The organism is Providencia hangzhouensis (assembly GCF_029193595.2).
Lineage (GTDB): Bacteria > Pseudomonadota > Gammaproteobacteria > Enterobacterales > Enterobacteriaceae > Providencia > Providencia hangzhouensis.
On the sequence record NZ_CP135052.1, the window covers coordinates 3,144,604 to 3,161,251 of the forward strand.

General features: G+C 38.4%; 12 protein-coding genes and 1 pseudogene. 8 read left to right on the plus strand and 5 right to left on the minus strand.

Annotated features, from left to right (window positions below; translation table 11 throughout):
- The 5 genes and pseudogenes from PZ638_RS14305 (at position 1) to PZ638_RS14325 (ending at position 5,133) form a co-directional block, all read left to right on the plus strand.
- Positions 1–2,099: pseudogene (locus PZ638_RS14305) on the plus strand (type I secretion system permease/ATPase).
- A 169-nt stretch (positions 2,100–2,268) separates the two neighbouring features.
- A complete protein-coding gene (gene ybfE / locus PZ638_RS14310) occupies positions 2,269–2,562 on the plus strand; it encodes a LexA regulated protein (protein WP_004256256.1) in 294 nt (97 codons plus the stop codon).
- A 154-nt stretch (positions 2,563–2,716) separates the two neighbouring features.
- Positions 2,717–3,244 (plus strand): flavodoxin FldA, encoded by a 528-nt coding sequence (gene fldA / locus PZ638_RS14315; RefSeq protein ID WP_112308215.1) that lies wholly within the window; start codon positions 2,717–2,719, stop codon positions 3,242–3,244.
- A gap of 269 nt (positions 3,245–3,513) precedes the next feature.
- Positions 3,514–3,963, plus strand: coding sequence for a ferric iron uptake transcriptional regulator (gene fur / locus PZ638_RS14320; protein ID WP_004256285.1), 450 nt, complete (start codon positions 3,514–3,516; stop codon positions 3,961–3,963).
- A 636-nt stretch (positions 3,964–4,599) separates the two neighbouring features.
- On the plus strand, positions 4,600–5,133 hold the full coding sequence (locus PZ638_RS14325) for a bactofilin family protein (protein ID WP_226616972.1): 534 nt from the start codon (positions 4,600–4,602) through the stop codon (positions 5,131–5,133).
- 175 nt (positions 5,134–5,308) lie between these two features.
- Here the strand turns inward: PZ638_RS14325 and chiP are convergent, their stop codons facing one another.
- Both chiP and ansB read right to left on the minus strand, forming a co-directional pair.
- Positions 5,309–6,706, minus strand: coding sequence for a chitoporin ChiP (chiP, locus tag PZ638_RS14330; protein WP_164455837.1), 1,398 nt, complete (start codon positions 6,704–6,706; stop codon positions 5,309–5,311).
- Positions 6,707–7,243: 537 nt separating this feature from the next.
- On the minus strand, positions 7,244–8,287 hold the full coding sequence (ansB, locus tag PZ638_RS14335; RefSeq protein ID WP_004256291.1) for an L-asparaginase 2: 1,044 nt from the start codon (positions 8,285–8,287) through the stop codon (positions 7,244–7,246).
- Positions 8,288–8,481: 194 nt separating this feature from the next.
- On the opposite strand from ansB, the gene ycaO reads away from it, so the two are divergent.
- Positions 8,482–10,236, plus strand: a complete 1,755-nt coding sequence (gene ycaO / locus PZ638_RS14340) for a 30S ribosomal protein S12 methylthiotransferase accessory factor YcaO (RefSeq protein ID WP_206277750.1) — start codon at positions 8,482–8,484, stop codon at positions 10,234–10,236.
- A 67-nt stretch (positions 10,237–10,303) separates the two neighbouring features.
- Here the strand turns inward: ycaO and PZ638_RS14345 are convergent, their stop codons facing one another.
- The 3 genes from PZ638_RS14345 to PZ638_RS14355 are packed head-to-tail and all read right to left on the minus strand — an operon-like array spanning position 10,304 to position 14,182.
- A complete protein-coding gene (locus tag PZ638_RS14345) occupies positions 10,304–11,899 on the minus strand; it encodes a UxaA family hydrolase (RefSeq protein ID WP_206277751.1) in 1,596 nt (531 codons plus the stop codon).
- A gap of 24 nt (positions 11,900–11,923) precedes the next feature.
- Positions 11,924–13,237, minus strand: coding sequence for an MFS transporter (locus tag PZ638_RS14350; RefSeq protein WP_206277752.1), 1,314 nt, complete (start codon positions 13,235–13,237; stop codon positions 11,924–11,926).
- Between the two features lie 51 nt (positions 13,238–13,288).
- On the minus strand, positions 13,289–14,182 hold the full coding sequence (locus tag PZ638_RS14355; RefSeq protein ID WP_144140567.1) for a dihydrodipicolinate synthase family protein: 894 nt from the start codon (positions 14,180–14,182) through the stop codon (positions 13,289–13,291).
- 345 nt (positions 14,183–14,527) lie between these two features.
- On the opposite strand from PZ638_RS14355, the gene PZ638_RS14360 reads away from it, so the two are divergent.
- Positions 14,528–15,301, plus strand: coding sequence for an IclR family transcriptional regulator (locus PZ638_RS14360; RefSeq protein WP_206277753.1), 774 nt, complete (start codon positions 14,528–14,530; stop codon positions 15,299–15,301).
- A gap of 462 nt (positions 15,302–15,763) precedes the next feature.
- Entirely contained in the window at positions 15,764–16,621 is an 858-nt protein-coding gene (focA, locus tag PZ638_RS14365) for a formate transporter FocA (protein WP_004256299.1), read from the plus strand.
- The last annotated feature ends 27 nt before the right edge of the window (positions 16,622–16,648 follow it).

A 16,648-nucleotide genomic window follows, 5' to 3' on the forward strand; every position in this document is an offset into this window, starting at 1 on the left:
ATGGAACAGTTAAATAATCATGGTTTGGATGCCTTAGTTTGGGTGGCTAAATATTATCAAAACAATGTTTCATCTGACCAACTAAGACATGCTATTGGTATGCAAACTTTATCCCCTACTGAGTGGGAAATTAGAGAATGCGCACAAATATTGGGGTATGAAACCGAGCTTATTGCAGCACAATATAAGCAATTAAGAACACTACCTTTGCCCGCTTTAATCTATATAGATGGTTTCTGGCAAGTAATTAGCCAAGAAAATGAATTGGTACTCATTAACCCGACTAATGATGAACGAAAACCTATTTATAATTCGATTGGGCATCAACAAGCTGAATTTGACATAGTACTCATTAAGGAGCAATTAGAACCGGAGCAAAAAAAGGCCTTTGGTTTTAGCTGGTTTATTCCCTCTATTTTGCGACAACATGTTAAATTACGAAATATTTTTATTCTCTCTGCCATTATTCAGCTTTTCGCCTTAATTAGTCCACTGTTGTTTCAAAATTTAATCGACAAAGTGTTAGTTGGCCGCAGTCTCTCAAATTTACACGTTATTGCATTGGCGATTTTTGCCATTGCTGTTGCAGAGCCGATATATGGTTTTATTCGTAATAAGATTTTTAGCCATAGTAGTAGCCAGATAAGCGCTGAATTATCAGGGAAAATTTATCGCCATTTAATGGCCTTACCTTTAAATTATTTTAAGCTAAGGCCAACAGGGAAAATTATCGCAAGGATCCGTGAATTAGCTCATATAAGGCAGTTTTTAACGGGCTCGACACTGATGCTATTCATTGACTTTATCTTTGTTATCCTTTTTGTCGCGGTTTTATTTTCCTATAGTAGTTTGATGGCTTGGATTTTATTGGGCCTATGGGGGTATTTTTTGTTTTATGGATGGTTTTAGGCCCAATCATTCGCCAACAAACTCAAAAATCTTACCAAGCCGATGAAAATGGTCTCACTTTTCTCACCGAAAGTATTACTGGGATTGAAACCATAAAAACGACAGCAACAGAAAAATACTTTAATCAACGCTGGAAAAAAATATTTAGCAAGCAGCTAACTCAAAGCTTTAAAGTATCAATGCGCAGTGAAGTTGCCTCTCAGTTAATGACTCTCGTGAGTAAAATAACTACCGCAATTCTTTTGTGGGTTGGTGTCAAGGAGGTATTAAACGGTGGGATTTCTCCTGGCGAATTAGTGGCATTTAATATGCTAAGCGCGCATGTTACACAACCTGTATTGCGATTTGCCCAGGTTTGGCAAGATTTCCAACATACCATCATTTCATTGCGTCGGGTGGGAGATATTCTTGATGAACCTGTAGAAAATGAACGTAAAGGGATTGCAAACACTTCAAATATTCACGGAAAAATCGAGTTTCAAAACATCCGCTTTCGTTATCAACCTGATACGCCTGAAGTTATCAATAATTTGTCATTAATGGTTAATTCTGGTGAATTTATTGGGATTACTGGCCCTTCTGGTTCTGGAAAAAGCACCTTAACGAAATTATTACAACGACTTTATGTACCACAACATGGGCAAGTTATTGTTGATGGCATGGATTTAGCTGTCGCAGATACTGTGTCATTACGCCGAAAAATGAGCGTTGTATTACAAGAAAGCACTTTATTCGTCGGTTCTATTGCAGAGAATATTCGTTTAAGCCACCCGCAAGCGACTCACGAACAAGTTATTCACGCAGCAAAATTAGCTGGAGCATATGACTTTATTATGGCATTGCCTGATAATTTTAATTATCCCTTATCAGAAAAAGGCTTGAACCTTTCAGGTGGTCAACGTCAAAGAATTGCACTTGCGCGCGCTTTACTCACCGAACCAGACATTTTAATTCTCGATGAAGCCACTTCTGCGCTCGATTACGAGTCAGAAGCTGCCATTATGGAAAATATGCCTTTAATTACGCAAGGAAGAACAGTCATTAGTATTGCTCACCGACTCAACACGATTATGCATGCTGATAGGATATGTGTTATTTGCCAAGGAGAAGTACACGAAATGGATACACACGAAAACTTGCTCAAATCAAATGGCTTATACGCCAATTTATGGCGCCAACAAACGCAATAACACGGATAAAAAAGCATCACACCTATAGCAAGTGGTGCTTTTTTACTAAAAGCGCTCATTTTACAACCGATTAAACCAAATCATCGTAGATGAAGCTATAGCACAAGGGGATTAGCTAGGGTATCATGGCGCGCTGAATTACTGGCACACCCTTTTAGCAGTTATAGACATGGCAAAAGAACAAACGGATCGAACTACACTAGATTTGTTCGCTGAGGAACGAAGGCCTGGGCGACCTAAAACAAGCCCGCTATCACGGGATGAACAACTGAGGATCAACAAACGCAACCAACTGAAACGAGATAAAGTGAAAGGATTGCGTAGAGTTGAATTGAAACTGAACGAAGAAGCTGTCGTGATATTGAATCAGTTAGCTGAAGATAAAAATATAAGCCGTAGTGAATTGATCGAAGAAATTTTGATGTCACAACTTGAGCATGTTAACACATCAATACTCAAATAACGTTATCTTGATAAATCACACAAATTTGACAGACTTAGCATCATTTTTTCGCCAGAATAAGGCGTAATATTCTATCTATTTTCGTTCTAAATGGGCTCTAGAAGGCGAATTTTCACCTCTAGTCCTCTTAGAAAAACAAGAGGTTAATCACTTTATGGCAGTCATAGGCATTTTCTTCGGAAGTGACACAGGTAACACAGAAAATATTGCCAAAATGATCCAAGAAAGATTGGGCAAAGATGTAGCAGAAGTTCACGATATCGCAAAATGTAGTAAAGAAGATATTGAAGCTTTTGATATTCTACTTCTCGGTATTCCAACTTGGTATTATGGTGAAGCTCAATGTGATTGGGATGATTTCTTCCCTACTCTCGAAGAAATTGATTTCGAAGGTAAACTTGTCGCCTTATTTGGTTGTGGAGACCAGGAAGACTACGCTGAATATTTCTGTGATGCTATGGGTACGATCCGCGATATTATTGAGCCTCGTGGTGCTGTTATTGTTGGTCATTGGCCAACAGAAGGTTATCACTTTGAAGTATCCAAAGGTATGGCAGATGACAACCACTTTGTTGGTTTAGCTATTGATGAAGATCGTCAACCTGAGCTAACTGATGAACGTGTTGATGCATGGGTAAAACAAATCTCTGAAGAAATGTCTTTAGCTGAAATTTTAGGCTAATAGATCATATAAAGAAACCTTACCCATAGATTGCACCACTGTCTTGTACAAAATGAATCACCTAAGCCAGTGGCGTAATCTAAAATAACCGATAAGGTATCCTAATAGGATAGGTTCTCAAGAGATTATCAAAATAATGAGACAATGCATGGTTTCTATTTTTATTTTCCATGCCTATAATTGTAAATCAGTTTAGAAGACAACTGTATTGATGTTAAAAATGTCTCATTATTGTTAAATTTATGATTTAAGATACAGGACAAACCCGCATGACAGACAACAACAAAGCATTGAAAAATGCTGGACTCAAAGTCACTCTTCCAAGATTAAAAATTTTGGAAGTACTTCAAGAGCCTGAGTGCCACCACGTCAGTGCGGAAGATCTCTATAAAAAGCTGATCGATATGGGCGAAGAGATCGGGTTAGCAACCGTATACCGCGTGTTAAACCAATTTGATGATGCAGGTATCGTAACCCGTCACAACTTCGAGGGTGGTAAATCTGTATTCGAGTTAACTCAGCAACATCACCATGATCATTTAATCTGTTTAGATTGTGGAAAAGTGATTGAGTTTACTGACGAATCCATTGAAACTCGCCAAAAAAATATCGCTGCTCGCCATGGCATTAAACTATCTAACCATAGTTTATATCTATATGGTCATTGCGCAGATGGTGATTGCCGTGATAATGCTGACGCACACGAAGCAAAAGAGTAATAGTATTCAACCATCGCTGATAAAACGTAATGGTTAAAAATACCAAAACCCTGATAATAAACTTTATCAGGGTTTTTTATTTTAAATATCCATATTTTTTTCACTCAATTAGTGATAATTTATGATGAATAACTTAAATTTAACTATTTATCACTACAATTTTTAGTTAATAAAAAATTTTCCTAGAAACTATAATAGTTGCAATTCAAATCAAAACCCTTATATTATTTCACTGATGAATATATTCTATCATCTAGAATTATACTTATATATCAAAGTGGTATATAAATAACATTATAGATGTTTTCTAATTTTTCATACTATATAAAAATTATTTTATTTCCTTTCTATTATTTTAACTATAATTTAGAAAGTTGATGATTCAAATGTAGCCATAAAGTTAAAATACACTTTAAATGCACAATTACATTTATTGACTAAACTAATTACGTATTTTAGTAATTTGTAAGAGATTATCTGATGAAAAAAACATATCTTTTTCTCAACACAAGTTTTTTCTTCTGGTTTCTTACTTTAATAGGGTGGTTTTTTAGCTATTTATCTATCACCTTATTTTCGTTCGTATTATCAGTGCTATTCTTGATCTTATACTTCAATCAAAAAAAGGTAAGTAAAATGTTCACCAAAAGACAAAACAAGCCCACGCCTACATCGACGTCCCCTTCTATAAGTAATGAGCCTGAAGTGACTGCAAAGATAGAAGAACAAATTACACTATCAACGCCTACTATTAGTGAAGAAAAATCGAATACGGTTATCTCTAGGGACGTTATTTTTGAAGGGAATATTACCTCTAATGAGCAAGTACATATCTATGGAAAAGTCATTGGAAATATAACAGGAAAAGATAATACTGTTAAAGTCATGTTAAACGGCCAAGTCACGGGAAATATTACCTGTAAAGAGCTGGTAGTTAATGGGCGTATTGAAGGTGAGTGCTTATCTGATACTATTTGTATTGAAAATAATGGCGAAATCCACGGTACTATCCATTACAGTAGCTTATCGATTAAAAAGGGTGGGGTTTTATCTGGCCATGCTCAAATTAAAAATCCTCCTCATCAATCGGAAAAAGTTACCATATTAAAAGATAAGCTAAAACAAGACGCTATCATACCCAATGAAAGTGTAAATAACGCTTCTTTGTAGTCACCATAAAAATAAGGTGAATATACCCACCTTATTTTCAATTTTTATATCAGTATTTACACTTATTAAAACATCTCATTAATATTAAAATATATAGCAAACCTCTTTCCTATCTAGGCAAATGACTGCCATAGTTCCCCTATAGCAGTCATTTGTTACTAAAATATTTTCTACTCTAGAATACAGTAAATGGCATCATTACCATAAACTTAATATCTTTTTCATCTTGGAAAATATTTCCATAACCACCACCATAACTCGGAATATCTGTATGATTATCATATTTGGTAAAATGTAGCTTAAATAGCGTATCTTTTGCTCTACCTGACTGCACGGTATATAAAATATCAAAGTTCCATGCACTTTCTTTTAAGCGTACATCTTGAGCATATTGGCTATTCGTACTTGGTTTAGCATCCCAACCATAAATATATGAGGTTCCGACTTTCCATCCAGCTAAATCCCAATTTTTTAAATCATACATAACACCAGCCATAACGGCTTTTTCATTATTAGCATTCCAGTCTGAACGGCCATCCCACCAAATATCCATGCGGCCATTTGATGTTGCCCAACCAGGGGTCATACGCTGTAGGAAATAACCTTGATTACCTTTAGCTTTTACATAGGTTCCCTCTAATTTAAAATCAAATTCATCGTAGGTGTAACCTAATGTCATCGCTTGCAACCAAGCTAAACCGTCATAAACATCATTAACTCCGCCGTCTGAAACTTTGTCTTTTGCCCCATAAAATTGATAAGACATACGTAAATCACGGTCTACAACAGGAACAGCATAGGAAACCTTGGCAAAATATTGGTCCATATAGCTTTTTGCTTGCCCATATGCCCCTTCAAGAACTAAGTTGTTTTTAAAGTCATATTTGAAACCAATTGATTGTAAATAGCTGATCCCAGTTTTACCATCCGCTTCACGAAAATCATACATACTGCGGTACCAAGGTGCTTTATAGCGGTCGGTCCACATATAGGACATGCTGAGTTCACCATTTTGCTCAAAATCAAACACCCCGCCCACCTCTAATCCACGGTATGTTCCAGGCATATAACTCCAATGGGATGCTAATAGCGTTTGCCCCGTTGGTTGAATATAGCCGCCTCTCCCCCAGAAAGGGCCATATTTCAATTTTGCAGCCGCTTTATAAAAAGTCACACCACTACGATCCCCTGTCCATTTTTCATCCCAACGTGATTTTGCGTCACTAAAACCGATTTCATTTGGTGCAGCAGGCCCACTGTTCGATAGCTCAATAGCTGTAAAACCCGCTAAATCAAGCCCAATAATGTCCTGAAAATAGCCGGATGAGAAATCTAGGCTGGCATTAAACGTTGAGTGTTTAAGATTATCCGCATACTTTTTATATTTATCACTATTAGAGTCTAAATCTTTACGTGAACGATCTCGTTGCCAGTAGTAAAGGCCACCAGTAAGTTTTGAATCTTCAAAAAATTGCTCCGCATGCATGATTGGCTGGTAACCAATAGGTAGCATCGCTATTGCGATTTTTAAGACGAGCAATTTCCTGCCAGTATTGACATTTTTATTAACCATTCTTGTATTCCTCTAATATTTTTTAATTTTATTTTTCGGCCGAAATACGATTTAACTTTCCATTTAAATCTAAATATTCACAATGAGTTATGCCTCTTGCGATGTATTTAGCCTATTTTTTGCAACGCGAATTATCAACACAGATACAGGCTTTGTTGCCAAAATATGATCAACGACACATTAATTTTAATTAATTGCCATTATCACCAGTGATGACCTTGCTAAAAATAAAATGTAATAAATTGATAAATATAAAAAATATAGAGAGAATACACATAAGAAAGGGTTCAAGATAAAATCAATAAATTAACTGTTTGTACCTTAATTTTTCCTATTTTGTAGGAATTCTCAAAGTTCTATCACCACATTGACCTAATTGCCTTAAAAAAGCTCAGATTACTGAGTCAAATAATTAGGATAAATGTTGTTGTACTGAAAAATAACATACGTAAGTATAAAATTTCTTAACAAACAATAAAGCTAACGGGGTACAGGCTACTGCACCCCGCTGTATTAAATTAACACTTGTTTTGATAATTAATATTTTTCGAATAATGCCTGAATTTGCTGAGGATCTTTAGTCTGAGTTAAGGCTAACTGAAGCAATACACGCGCTTTTTGCGGGTTCAACCTTTCTGAAGCAACAAAACCATATAAGTTATCATCCACTTCGGCATTTCTTGTCGTATAACCTGTTGGTACACGACTTGAACGAACGACAACCACGTCTTCTTTCGCTGCTTTTGCTAAAGCGTCAAATACCGCTTTATACATATTACCGTTACCCACACCTGCGCTTACAACCCCTTCAACCCCTTCTTCTCTCAAAGCTTTCACCGGAGCCGCTGATGCATTGGCATAATTGTAAACAATGCCTACCGCAGGGAGCTTTTCGAGTTTACTGACATCGAATGCCGCTTTGTCACCACGAGGTTGCGCTGCTTGGAAATAAGTGACTTTACCATCATGAATAAAACCTTCTGCTCCACCATTAACTGCATCAAATGCCTGTACTTCAGTGGTGCTCATTTTCATCACATTACGGCCTTGCACGACTTTATCGTTCATTGCCATCAGAACACCGCGCTCTCCAGCAGACTTATCCGTCGCTAAAACTACTGCATTATACAGGTTCAAAGGACCATCAGCGCCCAAAGCTGTTGAAGGACGCATTGCACCAACCAAGACAATTGGCTTTTTACATTGCGTGGTTAAATCAAGGAAAAATGCCGTTTCTTCTAAAGTATCAGTACCATGAGTGATTACAAAACCATCTGTTTTATCGCAATCTTGGTTAATTTTTTTCGCGAGGCTCAGCCAGACTTGGTCATTCATATCTTGTGAGCCAATATTCACCAATTGCTCACCACTTAAATTGGCAATTTTTTTGGTTTCTGGCACTGCATTAATTAAAGCATCAATCCCTACTTTACCCGCTTGATAACTGGAAGATGTGGCTGAATCACCGCCACCTGCTATCGTTCCCCCTGTCGCCAATACTGTAATATTAGGTTGAGCGATAGCGGATACGGCAAACAGTGAAACCAATGTCGCCAAAAGCGCTTTATTTCTGTTTTTCATCCTATTTTCCTTTCATTAATAAACTTCAGTTATTATGTGGAATTATGCTGAATTTTATGTGACCTATACAATTATTTTAGGATAAATAATGAATTTTAAGATGATTTATCTGTGAATAAATAAAAAGCGTGAGGCTTGCGACAAAAATCCGTATCATAGGCCGTTTGAAACACTCTATTCACAAGTGACTGACAATGAGCCAAACTTTTATTCCCGGCAAAGATGCCGCTCTTGAAGATTCCATCGATGCATTTCAAACCAAATTAAAGAAATTAGGGTTTGATATTGAAGAAGCCTCTTGGTTAAACCCTGTACCCAACGTTTGGTCTGTACATATCCGCGATAAAGCGTGCCCTCTTTGCTTTACTAATGGTAAAGGAGCGAGCAAAAAAGCCGCATTAGCCTCAGCGCTTGGTGAGTATTTTGAGCGTTTATCAACGAATTACTTCTTTGCGGACTTTTACCTTGGTAAATCTATCGCTGAAGGGGATTTTGTTCATTACCCTAATGAAAAATGGTTTCCACTAACCGAAGATGATAGTTTACCTGAAGGGTTATTAGACAATCGTTTGATTAAATTTTATGACCCCGATAACGCCTTAGCCGCCAGCCAATTAATTGACTTACAATCCGGCAATGAAGAACGTGGTATCTGCGCCCTGCCATTTACCCGCCAATCAGACAATCAAACCGTATATATTCCAATGAATATCGTTGGCAACCTATATGTTTCCAACGGAATGTCTGCGGGAAATACCGCCAACGAAGCGCGTGTACAAGGCCTTTCCGAAGTCTTTGAACGCTTTGTTAAAAATAAAATCATTGCTGAAAGTATTAGCTTACCGGCTATCCCTGCTGACGTCATGGCTCGTTATCCTGCGGTAGTTGAAGCCGTTGAAACCTTAGAAAAAGAAGGTTTTCCAATTTTCTGTTATGACGCATCACTAGGCGGCCAATACCCTGTAATTTGTGTGGTCTTGTTCAATCCACAGAACGGGACTTGTTTTGCCTCATTTGGTGCTCATCCTGACTTTGGTGTTGCCCTTGAACGTACAGTCACCGAATTGCTACAAGGCCGTGGCTTAAAAGACCTCGATGTATTTAATGCACCGACCTTTGATGACGAAGAAGTGGCTGAACACACAAACCTTGAAACTCACTTTATTGATTCAAGCGGTTTAATTAGCTGGGATTTATTTAAAGATGATGCCGATTATGCCTTTGCAGATTGGAGCTTTAAAGGCACAACTCAAGAAGAATTTGCAACGCTTATTAGTATTTTCAATACATTAGATGCTGAAGTCTATATTGCAGATTATAACCATTTGGGTGTCTACGCTTGCCGTATTTTAGTCCCAGGTATGTCTGATATTTACCCAGTAGAAGACTTACATATCGCCAATAACGCGATGGGCGCTTATTTACGTGACACGATTATCAACCTACCTGATAGCCAATGGAAAAAACAAGATTATCTTGCACTTATCGAGCAATTAGATGATGACGGTTTAGATGATTTTACCCGTGTTCGTGAATTACTTGGGTTGGCTGTAGGTAAAGACAATGGGTGGAGTAACCTGCGTATTGGCGAACTAAAATCCATGTTGGCACTGGCTGGTGGTGATCTCGAGCAAGCACTTGCTTGGGTTGAATGGACACAAGACTTCAATAGCTCGGTATTTACTGCTGAGCGTGCAAATTATTATCGTTGCTTGCAAACCCTGTTGTTGTTATCCCAAGAAGAAGAACGTGATCCTGCACAATACTACAACGCCTTTGTACGTATGTATGGTCAAGAGGCAGTAAATGCTGCATCAGCCGCTATCGCTGGGGAATCATGCTTCTATGGCTTGTGGTCTATTGACGAAGAACTTAAAGCACTTCCTGCGCATCAAGCCTTGCTGGCTGCTTATGAAAAGCTGCAAAAAGCAAAGCGTGATAATGCATAATGTGAATTAAATCGTTGACGGGGAACTTGCCCCGTCAACATTTTCACAATTTATTGGTTTATATTAATTATAAATCCAATGAACGTTTCCATAATAAGAAATCAAACTGTTCTAATCGGTCCGCTTGAACCTGATAGTCACCGCTTGCCGTTTCAATCACCCGTTCAAATAACCCTTTACTAATTGTTGGTAGTGGAACCCCATCAATAATTGGCCCGCAATCATAATCAATTATGTCTGACAGACGCTCTGCAATGGCACTATTAGTCGATATTTTTAAAACTGGCACAATCGGGTTCCCTGTAGGAGTTCCAAGTCCTGTTGAAAAAATAACCACATTACACCCCGCAGCAACAAGGCCGGTAACCGCATCAACATCATTACCCGGCGTGCAAACTAATGATAACCCGCTGTCAGGCATAGGCTCCGCATAATCACACACCGCACTAATCGGCGACGTTCCGCCTTTTTTAGCCGCTCCAGTCGATTTAATTGCATCTGTTATTAGTCCATCTGCAATATTACCGGGGCTCGGGTTATCGGCAATCGTAGTATTAAAGAAATTCGCTGTCTTTTCATAACGCTCCATCAAGTCCAAGAATTTTTTCTTATCCTCAAAAGACACGCACCGTTTCACCATGTCCCCTTCTGCACCACACAATTCAGGGAATTCAGCTAAACCTGATGCGCCCCCCAAGGTCACTAACCAATCAGAAACTAGCCCCATCGCAGGATTACCCGAAATACCAGAAAAACCGTCAGAAGCGCCACATTTCACACCGAGTTTTAAATGAGACAACGGAACATCCACACGGGACTGTGGTTCGACAGCCTTCATGCACTCATAAGTTTGCTTCAAAGCGGTTTGCATCATTTCTTCTTCGCTATTCCATTCTTGCTGGCGGAAGTAAAGTGCAGGCTTAGCAAAATTAGGGTTACGAGCAACAAGTGACTCTTTAAACATTTTACGCTGTGCTTTTTCGCAGCCCAAACTAAACACCGTAATACCAATCACATTAGGGTGATCTGCATAGGCAGCAAGCACATCACACATTGTCTTACTGTCAGAAGTCGCCCCACCACAACCACTCGTGACCGTAATGCAACGCACGCCTTCTATATGTGGGAATAATTTAGGCTTTGCGGCTTCCCTTTGCTCGCCTGCGGTTAAATCTAACGCAAAGTTTTTCAAACTATTATTGGTATAACCTAATGCTTCATTTAAGGCATCAGTGAGCTTTGTTACATTGCGGTTTTCACAAAATACTAATGGAAAGATTAACCAATAGTTTGCAGTTCCCACTCGCCCATCTTCACGTATATAGCCTTTAAATGTACGTCCTTGATATACCGATACATCTGGCGCATTCCACTCATATGGCGCATCTTGCTCTAAAGAAACCGGAGCTGCATAGTGGCGAATATTATCGACTGTGATAACTTCACCTTTTGCGATTGGCTTTGTGGCTTTTCCTACTGCAGTACCATACATCGAAACAATACCATCAACGGGTATCGCTTCCATGGCGAACTTGTGTTTTGCTTTCACATCGGTCACTAGGGTCACTTCTTCACTTCCCCAGTGGTAGATATCGCCTGCTTGCAGGTCTTTCAAAGCAACAATTAGGTTGTCGCTCTCATCAATTTTGAGAATTTTTTGCATGTCACACCTTCCTAAAAATTGTCATTAGTTAGATGACAATGCTTTGAGTTTGTTGTTATGAGTGTTTTTTTTAAGTAATGCGATTAAAACGGCACAACCGACGGTGATCACCGCTAATGTCACGATACCTGCGGTATTGCTATTCATAATTTTATCGACTTCCACGCGAATGATTGGTGCGAGGAATGAACAGAATGCCCCCATGGTGGTACAGAAACCAATTCCTGCTGCTAATGCAGGGCCACTTAATAACTGAGGTGGAAACGTCCAAAACACCGGTTGAACGGATAAAAAACCAACAGCGCTTAAACATAACGCCGCAATAGCAAAAACAGGGCTCGCAAATGCTGACAATGCCAAACCTAATGCTGCGGCTAACATACACAGCACTGAGATTTCGATGCGACGAGTTGGATGGCGGTCAGCAAAACGAGGAATGTAATACACCCCGAATGCAGAACAAGCCCAAGGTATGGCAGCAACTAAGGATTGTTTAAAGCCTAAGCTTTCCCCCATTAAGGACGCAACTTGGGAAGGCAGAAAGAACATCAAACCGTATACTGAAATTTGGATCGTGCCGTAAATCAGTGCAAGGTGCCAAACTTTGATATTTTTTAGTGCAGATAATACTGATGTGGTTTCAGTTTTTGCATTTTCTTTAGCTAATTGTTCAGTTAGGGCTTTTTTCTCTTCTTCGGTTAAAAAACGGGCTTTTTCAGGGCTATCATCCAAATAAAAGAAGGCAAAAATACCAATCACAACAGCGGGAAGGCCTTCAATGACAAACATCCAGAACCAGCCCGGCCGACCTAACCAACCATGCAATTCCAGTAACGCGCCGGATAATGGCGAGCCCAGTGTCAACGCCAAAGGTACGCCTAAAACAAAGATTCCAATTACAGACCCGCGTACATTATTGGGGAAATAAATGGAAGCTAATAATAGAATACCTGGATAAAAACCGGCTTCCCCCAACCCCAATAAGAAACGTAAAATAATAAATTGCGTCTCATTGGTGACAAAACCTGTCATTGCAGACAGAACGCCCCAGATAACTGTCGTAATACTTAGCCATTTTTGCGCCCCTATTTTGTTTAAAATTAAGTTAGCGGGAATACCAAATAACGCATATGCCGCAAAGAAAATACCTGCACCAAAAGCAAAAGCAGAATCGGATAAACCAATGTCGACTTGCATCGCATCTTTAGCAAAACCGACATTCACACGGTCAATAAATGCAACAAAATACAAAATAAACATCAGAGGTACTAAACGTTTCCACGATTTGGCTATCGCAGAATTTAAAACAGGATTGTTATAAGCTTTCGTTGTCGCCATGATATTTTTCCCTGTTGGTAAGATGTTCTATTGTGTTTGATTCAGGAAAGGTCAGAGCGGTAAATCAGCAAGGGTTAATAACTGCTGAAGTTGCTCAATCTGTATATTGTTCAAGCCAATAAATGGCGCTGTACAATAGTCTGAATTAACCACACCTTTTAGCTGCAATGCTTTTTTAAAGGTTGGGATAAATGGTGCATTGACACCATATATAGCCATCAATTGGTCTACTCGTTGTTGGTGTTTTGCCACTAATGCTAAATCACCCTGGATAAACGCCTGCATCCACGATGCAAAAAACTGTGGAACAATATTTGAAAGCCCACCAATGCAACCATTTCCCCCCGATAAAACCACATGAGCAAAGTTATTATCGTAACCTGCATATACCTCAAAATGAGGTAAGCGGGTTTTCACCGTTTCAATCACTTGGGCGGTATGAGTCGTGTCAGGAATGGTATCTTTCAACCCGATGATATTGGGATATTTATCCGCTAAACGTAGGCAAACATCTGGAGAGACAGAATAACCTGTTCGTTCAGGGAAGTTATAAATGAAAATGTTAGCAGATGTTTTGGCTGCTATCGTGCTGTAAAAACGGAAAACACCTTCATCATCCAGCGGAAAATAATATGGGCTAATGATCATCACCCCATCGATTCCTTTTTCATATGCATAGTTAGCCAATTCAACCGACTCTTGCACATCAAGGCGGCTTGCTCCTGCATAAACACGCATTTCCTCCTTTGGGTAACGACCACATAGGTCTATTAGTGTTTTTGAGCTCTGCATATTAAGTGCAAAAAATTCCCCCGTGCTTCCCATTGTGACAAAACCGGAGACTTTGCCTTTCAATGAATCATAAACACGTATGTTTTGTTCTATATCCACTCGACCTTTGTCATCAAAGATGGTCACTACTGGAGTGATATAACGACTTTCCATACCGATAATCTCCTTACTCATTACTGTTCATATATACAAACTGTATTCATAAATAAAAACAATAAACAAGAAATCATGAATTATGGATTGAGTCAAATTCATCCAATTTATATATAAATCTCACATAATCATTTGATTAAAAAGAATTTAAAGAAAAGAAATAGCAATTAGACTGGCTAAAAAATGATTTTTTTATTACTAAATTTTGAACAGAGTCACGTCTTTATTGCGACTTGAGCCATTAACAGGTATGACCAATTTGAGATTAAACGTATTCCTGAGATGATTTACATAGTGGTATTTTAAACCTAGAATAGCGACAAAATTAATCAGTGAGGTGGTTTAATGTCTACGGGGCACATGCCGACAATTCGGGTATTAGAAATACTGCAAGTTTTATCGGCTGAAAATACTGGGCTTTCTTTGACACAACTTTCTGATAAAACACAAATCTTAAAGGGGACTATTTATCCTATCTTAAAAACGTTGGTTGAACATCGATATATTAATTATGATGACAATAGCCAGCTGTATTATTTAGGTATCGCCTGCTCACTCCTTTCCCGCTCATTTTTCGAAAAATCCTATTGGCTAAAAATGGTTCATCGGGAAATGGTACATATTGTTGATGAATGCAATGAAGTGTGTCAAATGGGGATTTTAGACGGTGCCGATGTACTATACATTGATAAAGTCCAATCAGCCCAAAAGGTCCAATTAATCTCTAATATTGGTACTCGTTTGCCTGCTATTTACTCGGCACTTGGTAAGGCCATGATTTTTAACTACAGTGACCAACAAATTTCCGAGCTTTATCCTTCAGGTTTTACCCCGTTAACCCAATACAGTGTGCAAACTTTGGCTGAACTGCGCCTACAGCTTAACGCAGTTCGTGAAAATAATTATGCCGTTGATAATAAAGAAATAAATGAAGAAACGACCTGCTATGCTGTTGCATTGCGTCAGCGGGATAAAATCATAGCTGCAATTAGTGTGTCTATCCCAACTTTCCGCATTGATGAATCCAAAGTGAACCAAGTCATCAAAACACTTTTAGCAAGTCGTGCACGTATTGAGCAAGAATTGAACACACTCGAAGATATTGAGTTTTATACCTAGCCATAACATTAAAAGCTGTTTGATTAGTTAACATATATCACTTTCATTTGTAGATTCATTTATACGAATCTTTTATTATTTACATTATTGTTAGATAAATATTGCAGAAATACGGTTTGGTTAAGGAATATATATCGGAATCCCCCCGAATTAAATAGGGTATTATGCAAACATAAGTTAAATTATATGCCAAAAGGATCATATTCATCTTAAATAGTTAACATTTACACGTATATTTTTACTTATTTTAATGCTCAAAACTGACTTTATAAAAATTTTTAATAAATTTTAAAAAATATTTAAACCTTATATATCAATATGATAGGTTAAAATTTAACAATTTACTAACCATTTTCACCGCTCTCTCTAGAGAGTTCATGATCCATATCAAATTTATCAATTCACCCCTTTGTTACTATTATTGCGTGCTATAATTAATCAACTTTGTAAGAGAGTGTTGGTATGAAAGCTGACAACCCTTTTAATTTATTGCCACCTGCTGTAATGGCGCAAGTCGCAGATGATGCCTCTTTTTATAAGGCAAATAAACATCCTGCAATTACTTACTTGTCAGCATTCACTGCCGGTATTTTTATCTCTATCGCGTTTGTATTCTATATCACAGCAACAACCGGGGCAGCTGAAGCGCCTTATGGTTTCACTAAACTTATTGGCGGGATTTGTTTCTCCTTAGGTCTGATGTTAGTGGTTGTATGTGGCGCAGATCTTTTCACCTCCACCGTACTCACTATCGTCTCAAAAGCCACAGGAAGAATTACTTGGGGGCAAATGTTCCGTAACTGGTTTAATGTCTATATTGGTAACTTAATTGGTGCGTTATTCTTTGTTGCACTGATTTGGTTTGCAGGACAATACACCGCAGCCAATGGTCAATGGGGGTTAAATGTATTACAAACCACCAGCCATAAATTACACCATACCTTTATTGAAGCGGTTACATTAGGAATTTTAGCAAACTTAATGGTTTGCCTTGCGGTTTGGATGAGTTACTCCGGCCGTAGTTTAACTGATAAACTGGTCGTTCTAGTGTTACCTGTCGCGATGTTCGTAGCGAGCGGTTTTGAGCATAGTATCGCAAACATGTTCATGATCCCGTTAGGCATTATGATTAAAGAGTTCGCCCCCGCTGAATATTGGTCTCAAATAAATATGTCTCCTGACCAATTTTCACACCTAACGGTTGGTAACTTTATTACAGATAACTTAATTCCAGTCACTATCGGAAATATTATTGGCGGTGCGATTTTAGTCGGCCTCATTTATTGGTTTATGCATTTACGTAGTGGCCAAAAACATTAATAGCCACTGACACACACGAAAAGATTT

What these genes read in the sequence shown, in the direction of transcription:
- ybfE (WP_004256256.1), top strand. Translation starts at nt 2,269, where the DNA reads ATGGCAAAAGAACAAACGGATCGAACTACACTAGATTTGTTCGCTGAG.
- fldA (WP_112308215.1), top strand. Translation starts at nt 2,717, where the DNA reads ATGGCAGTCATAGGCATTTTCTTCGGAAGTGACACAGGTAACACAGAA.
- fur (WP_004256285.1), top strand. Translation starts at nt 3,514, where the DNA reads ATGACAGACAACAACAAAGCATTGAAAAATGCTGGACTCAAAGTCACT.
- PZ638_RS14325 (WP_226616972.1), top strand. Translation starts at nt 4,600, where the DNA reads ATGTTCACCAAAAGACAAAACAAGCCCACGCCTACATCGACGTCCCCT.
- chiP (WP_164455837.1), bottom strand. Translation starts at nt 6,706, where the DNA reads ATGGTTAATAAAAATGTCAATACTGGCAGGAAATTGCTCGTCTTAAAA.
- ansB (WP_004256291.1), bottom strand. Translation starts at nt 8,287, where the DNA reads ATGAAAAACAGAAATAAAGCGCTTTTGGCGACATTGGTTTCACTGTTT.
- ycaO (WP_206277750.1), top strand. Translation starts at nt 8,482, where the DNA reads ATGAGCCAAACTTTTATTCCCGGCAAAGATGCCGCTCTTGAAGATTCC.
- PZ638_RS14345 (WP_206277751.1), bottom strand. Translation starts at nt 11,899, where the DNA reads ATGCAAAAAATTCTCAAAATTGATGAGAGCGACAACCTAATTGTTGCT.
- PZ638_RS14350 (WP_206277752.1), bottom strand. Translation starts at nt 13,237, where the DNA reads ATGGCGACAACGAAAGCTTATAACAATCCTGTTTTAAATTCTGCGATA.
- PZ638_RS14355 (WP_144140567.1), bottom strand. Translation starts at nt 14,182, where the DNA reads ATGGAAAGTCGTTATATCACTCCAGTAGTGACCATCTTTGATGACAAA.
- PZ638_RS14360 (WP_206277753.1), top strand. Translation starts at nt 14,528, where the DNA reads ATGTCTACGGGGCACATGCCGACAATTCGGGTATTAGAAATACTGCAA.
- focA (WP_004256299.1), top strand. Translation starts at nt 15,764, where the DNA reads ATGAAAGCTGACAACCCTTTTAATTTATTGCCACCTGCTGTAATGGCG.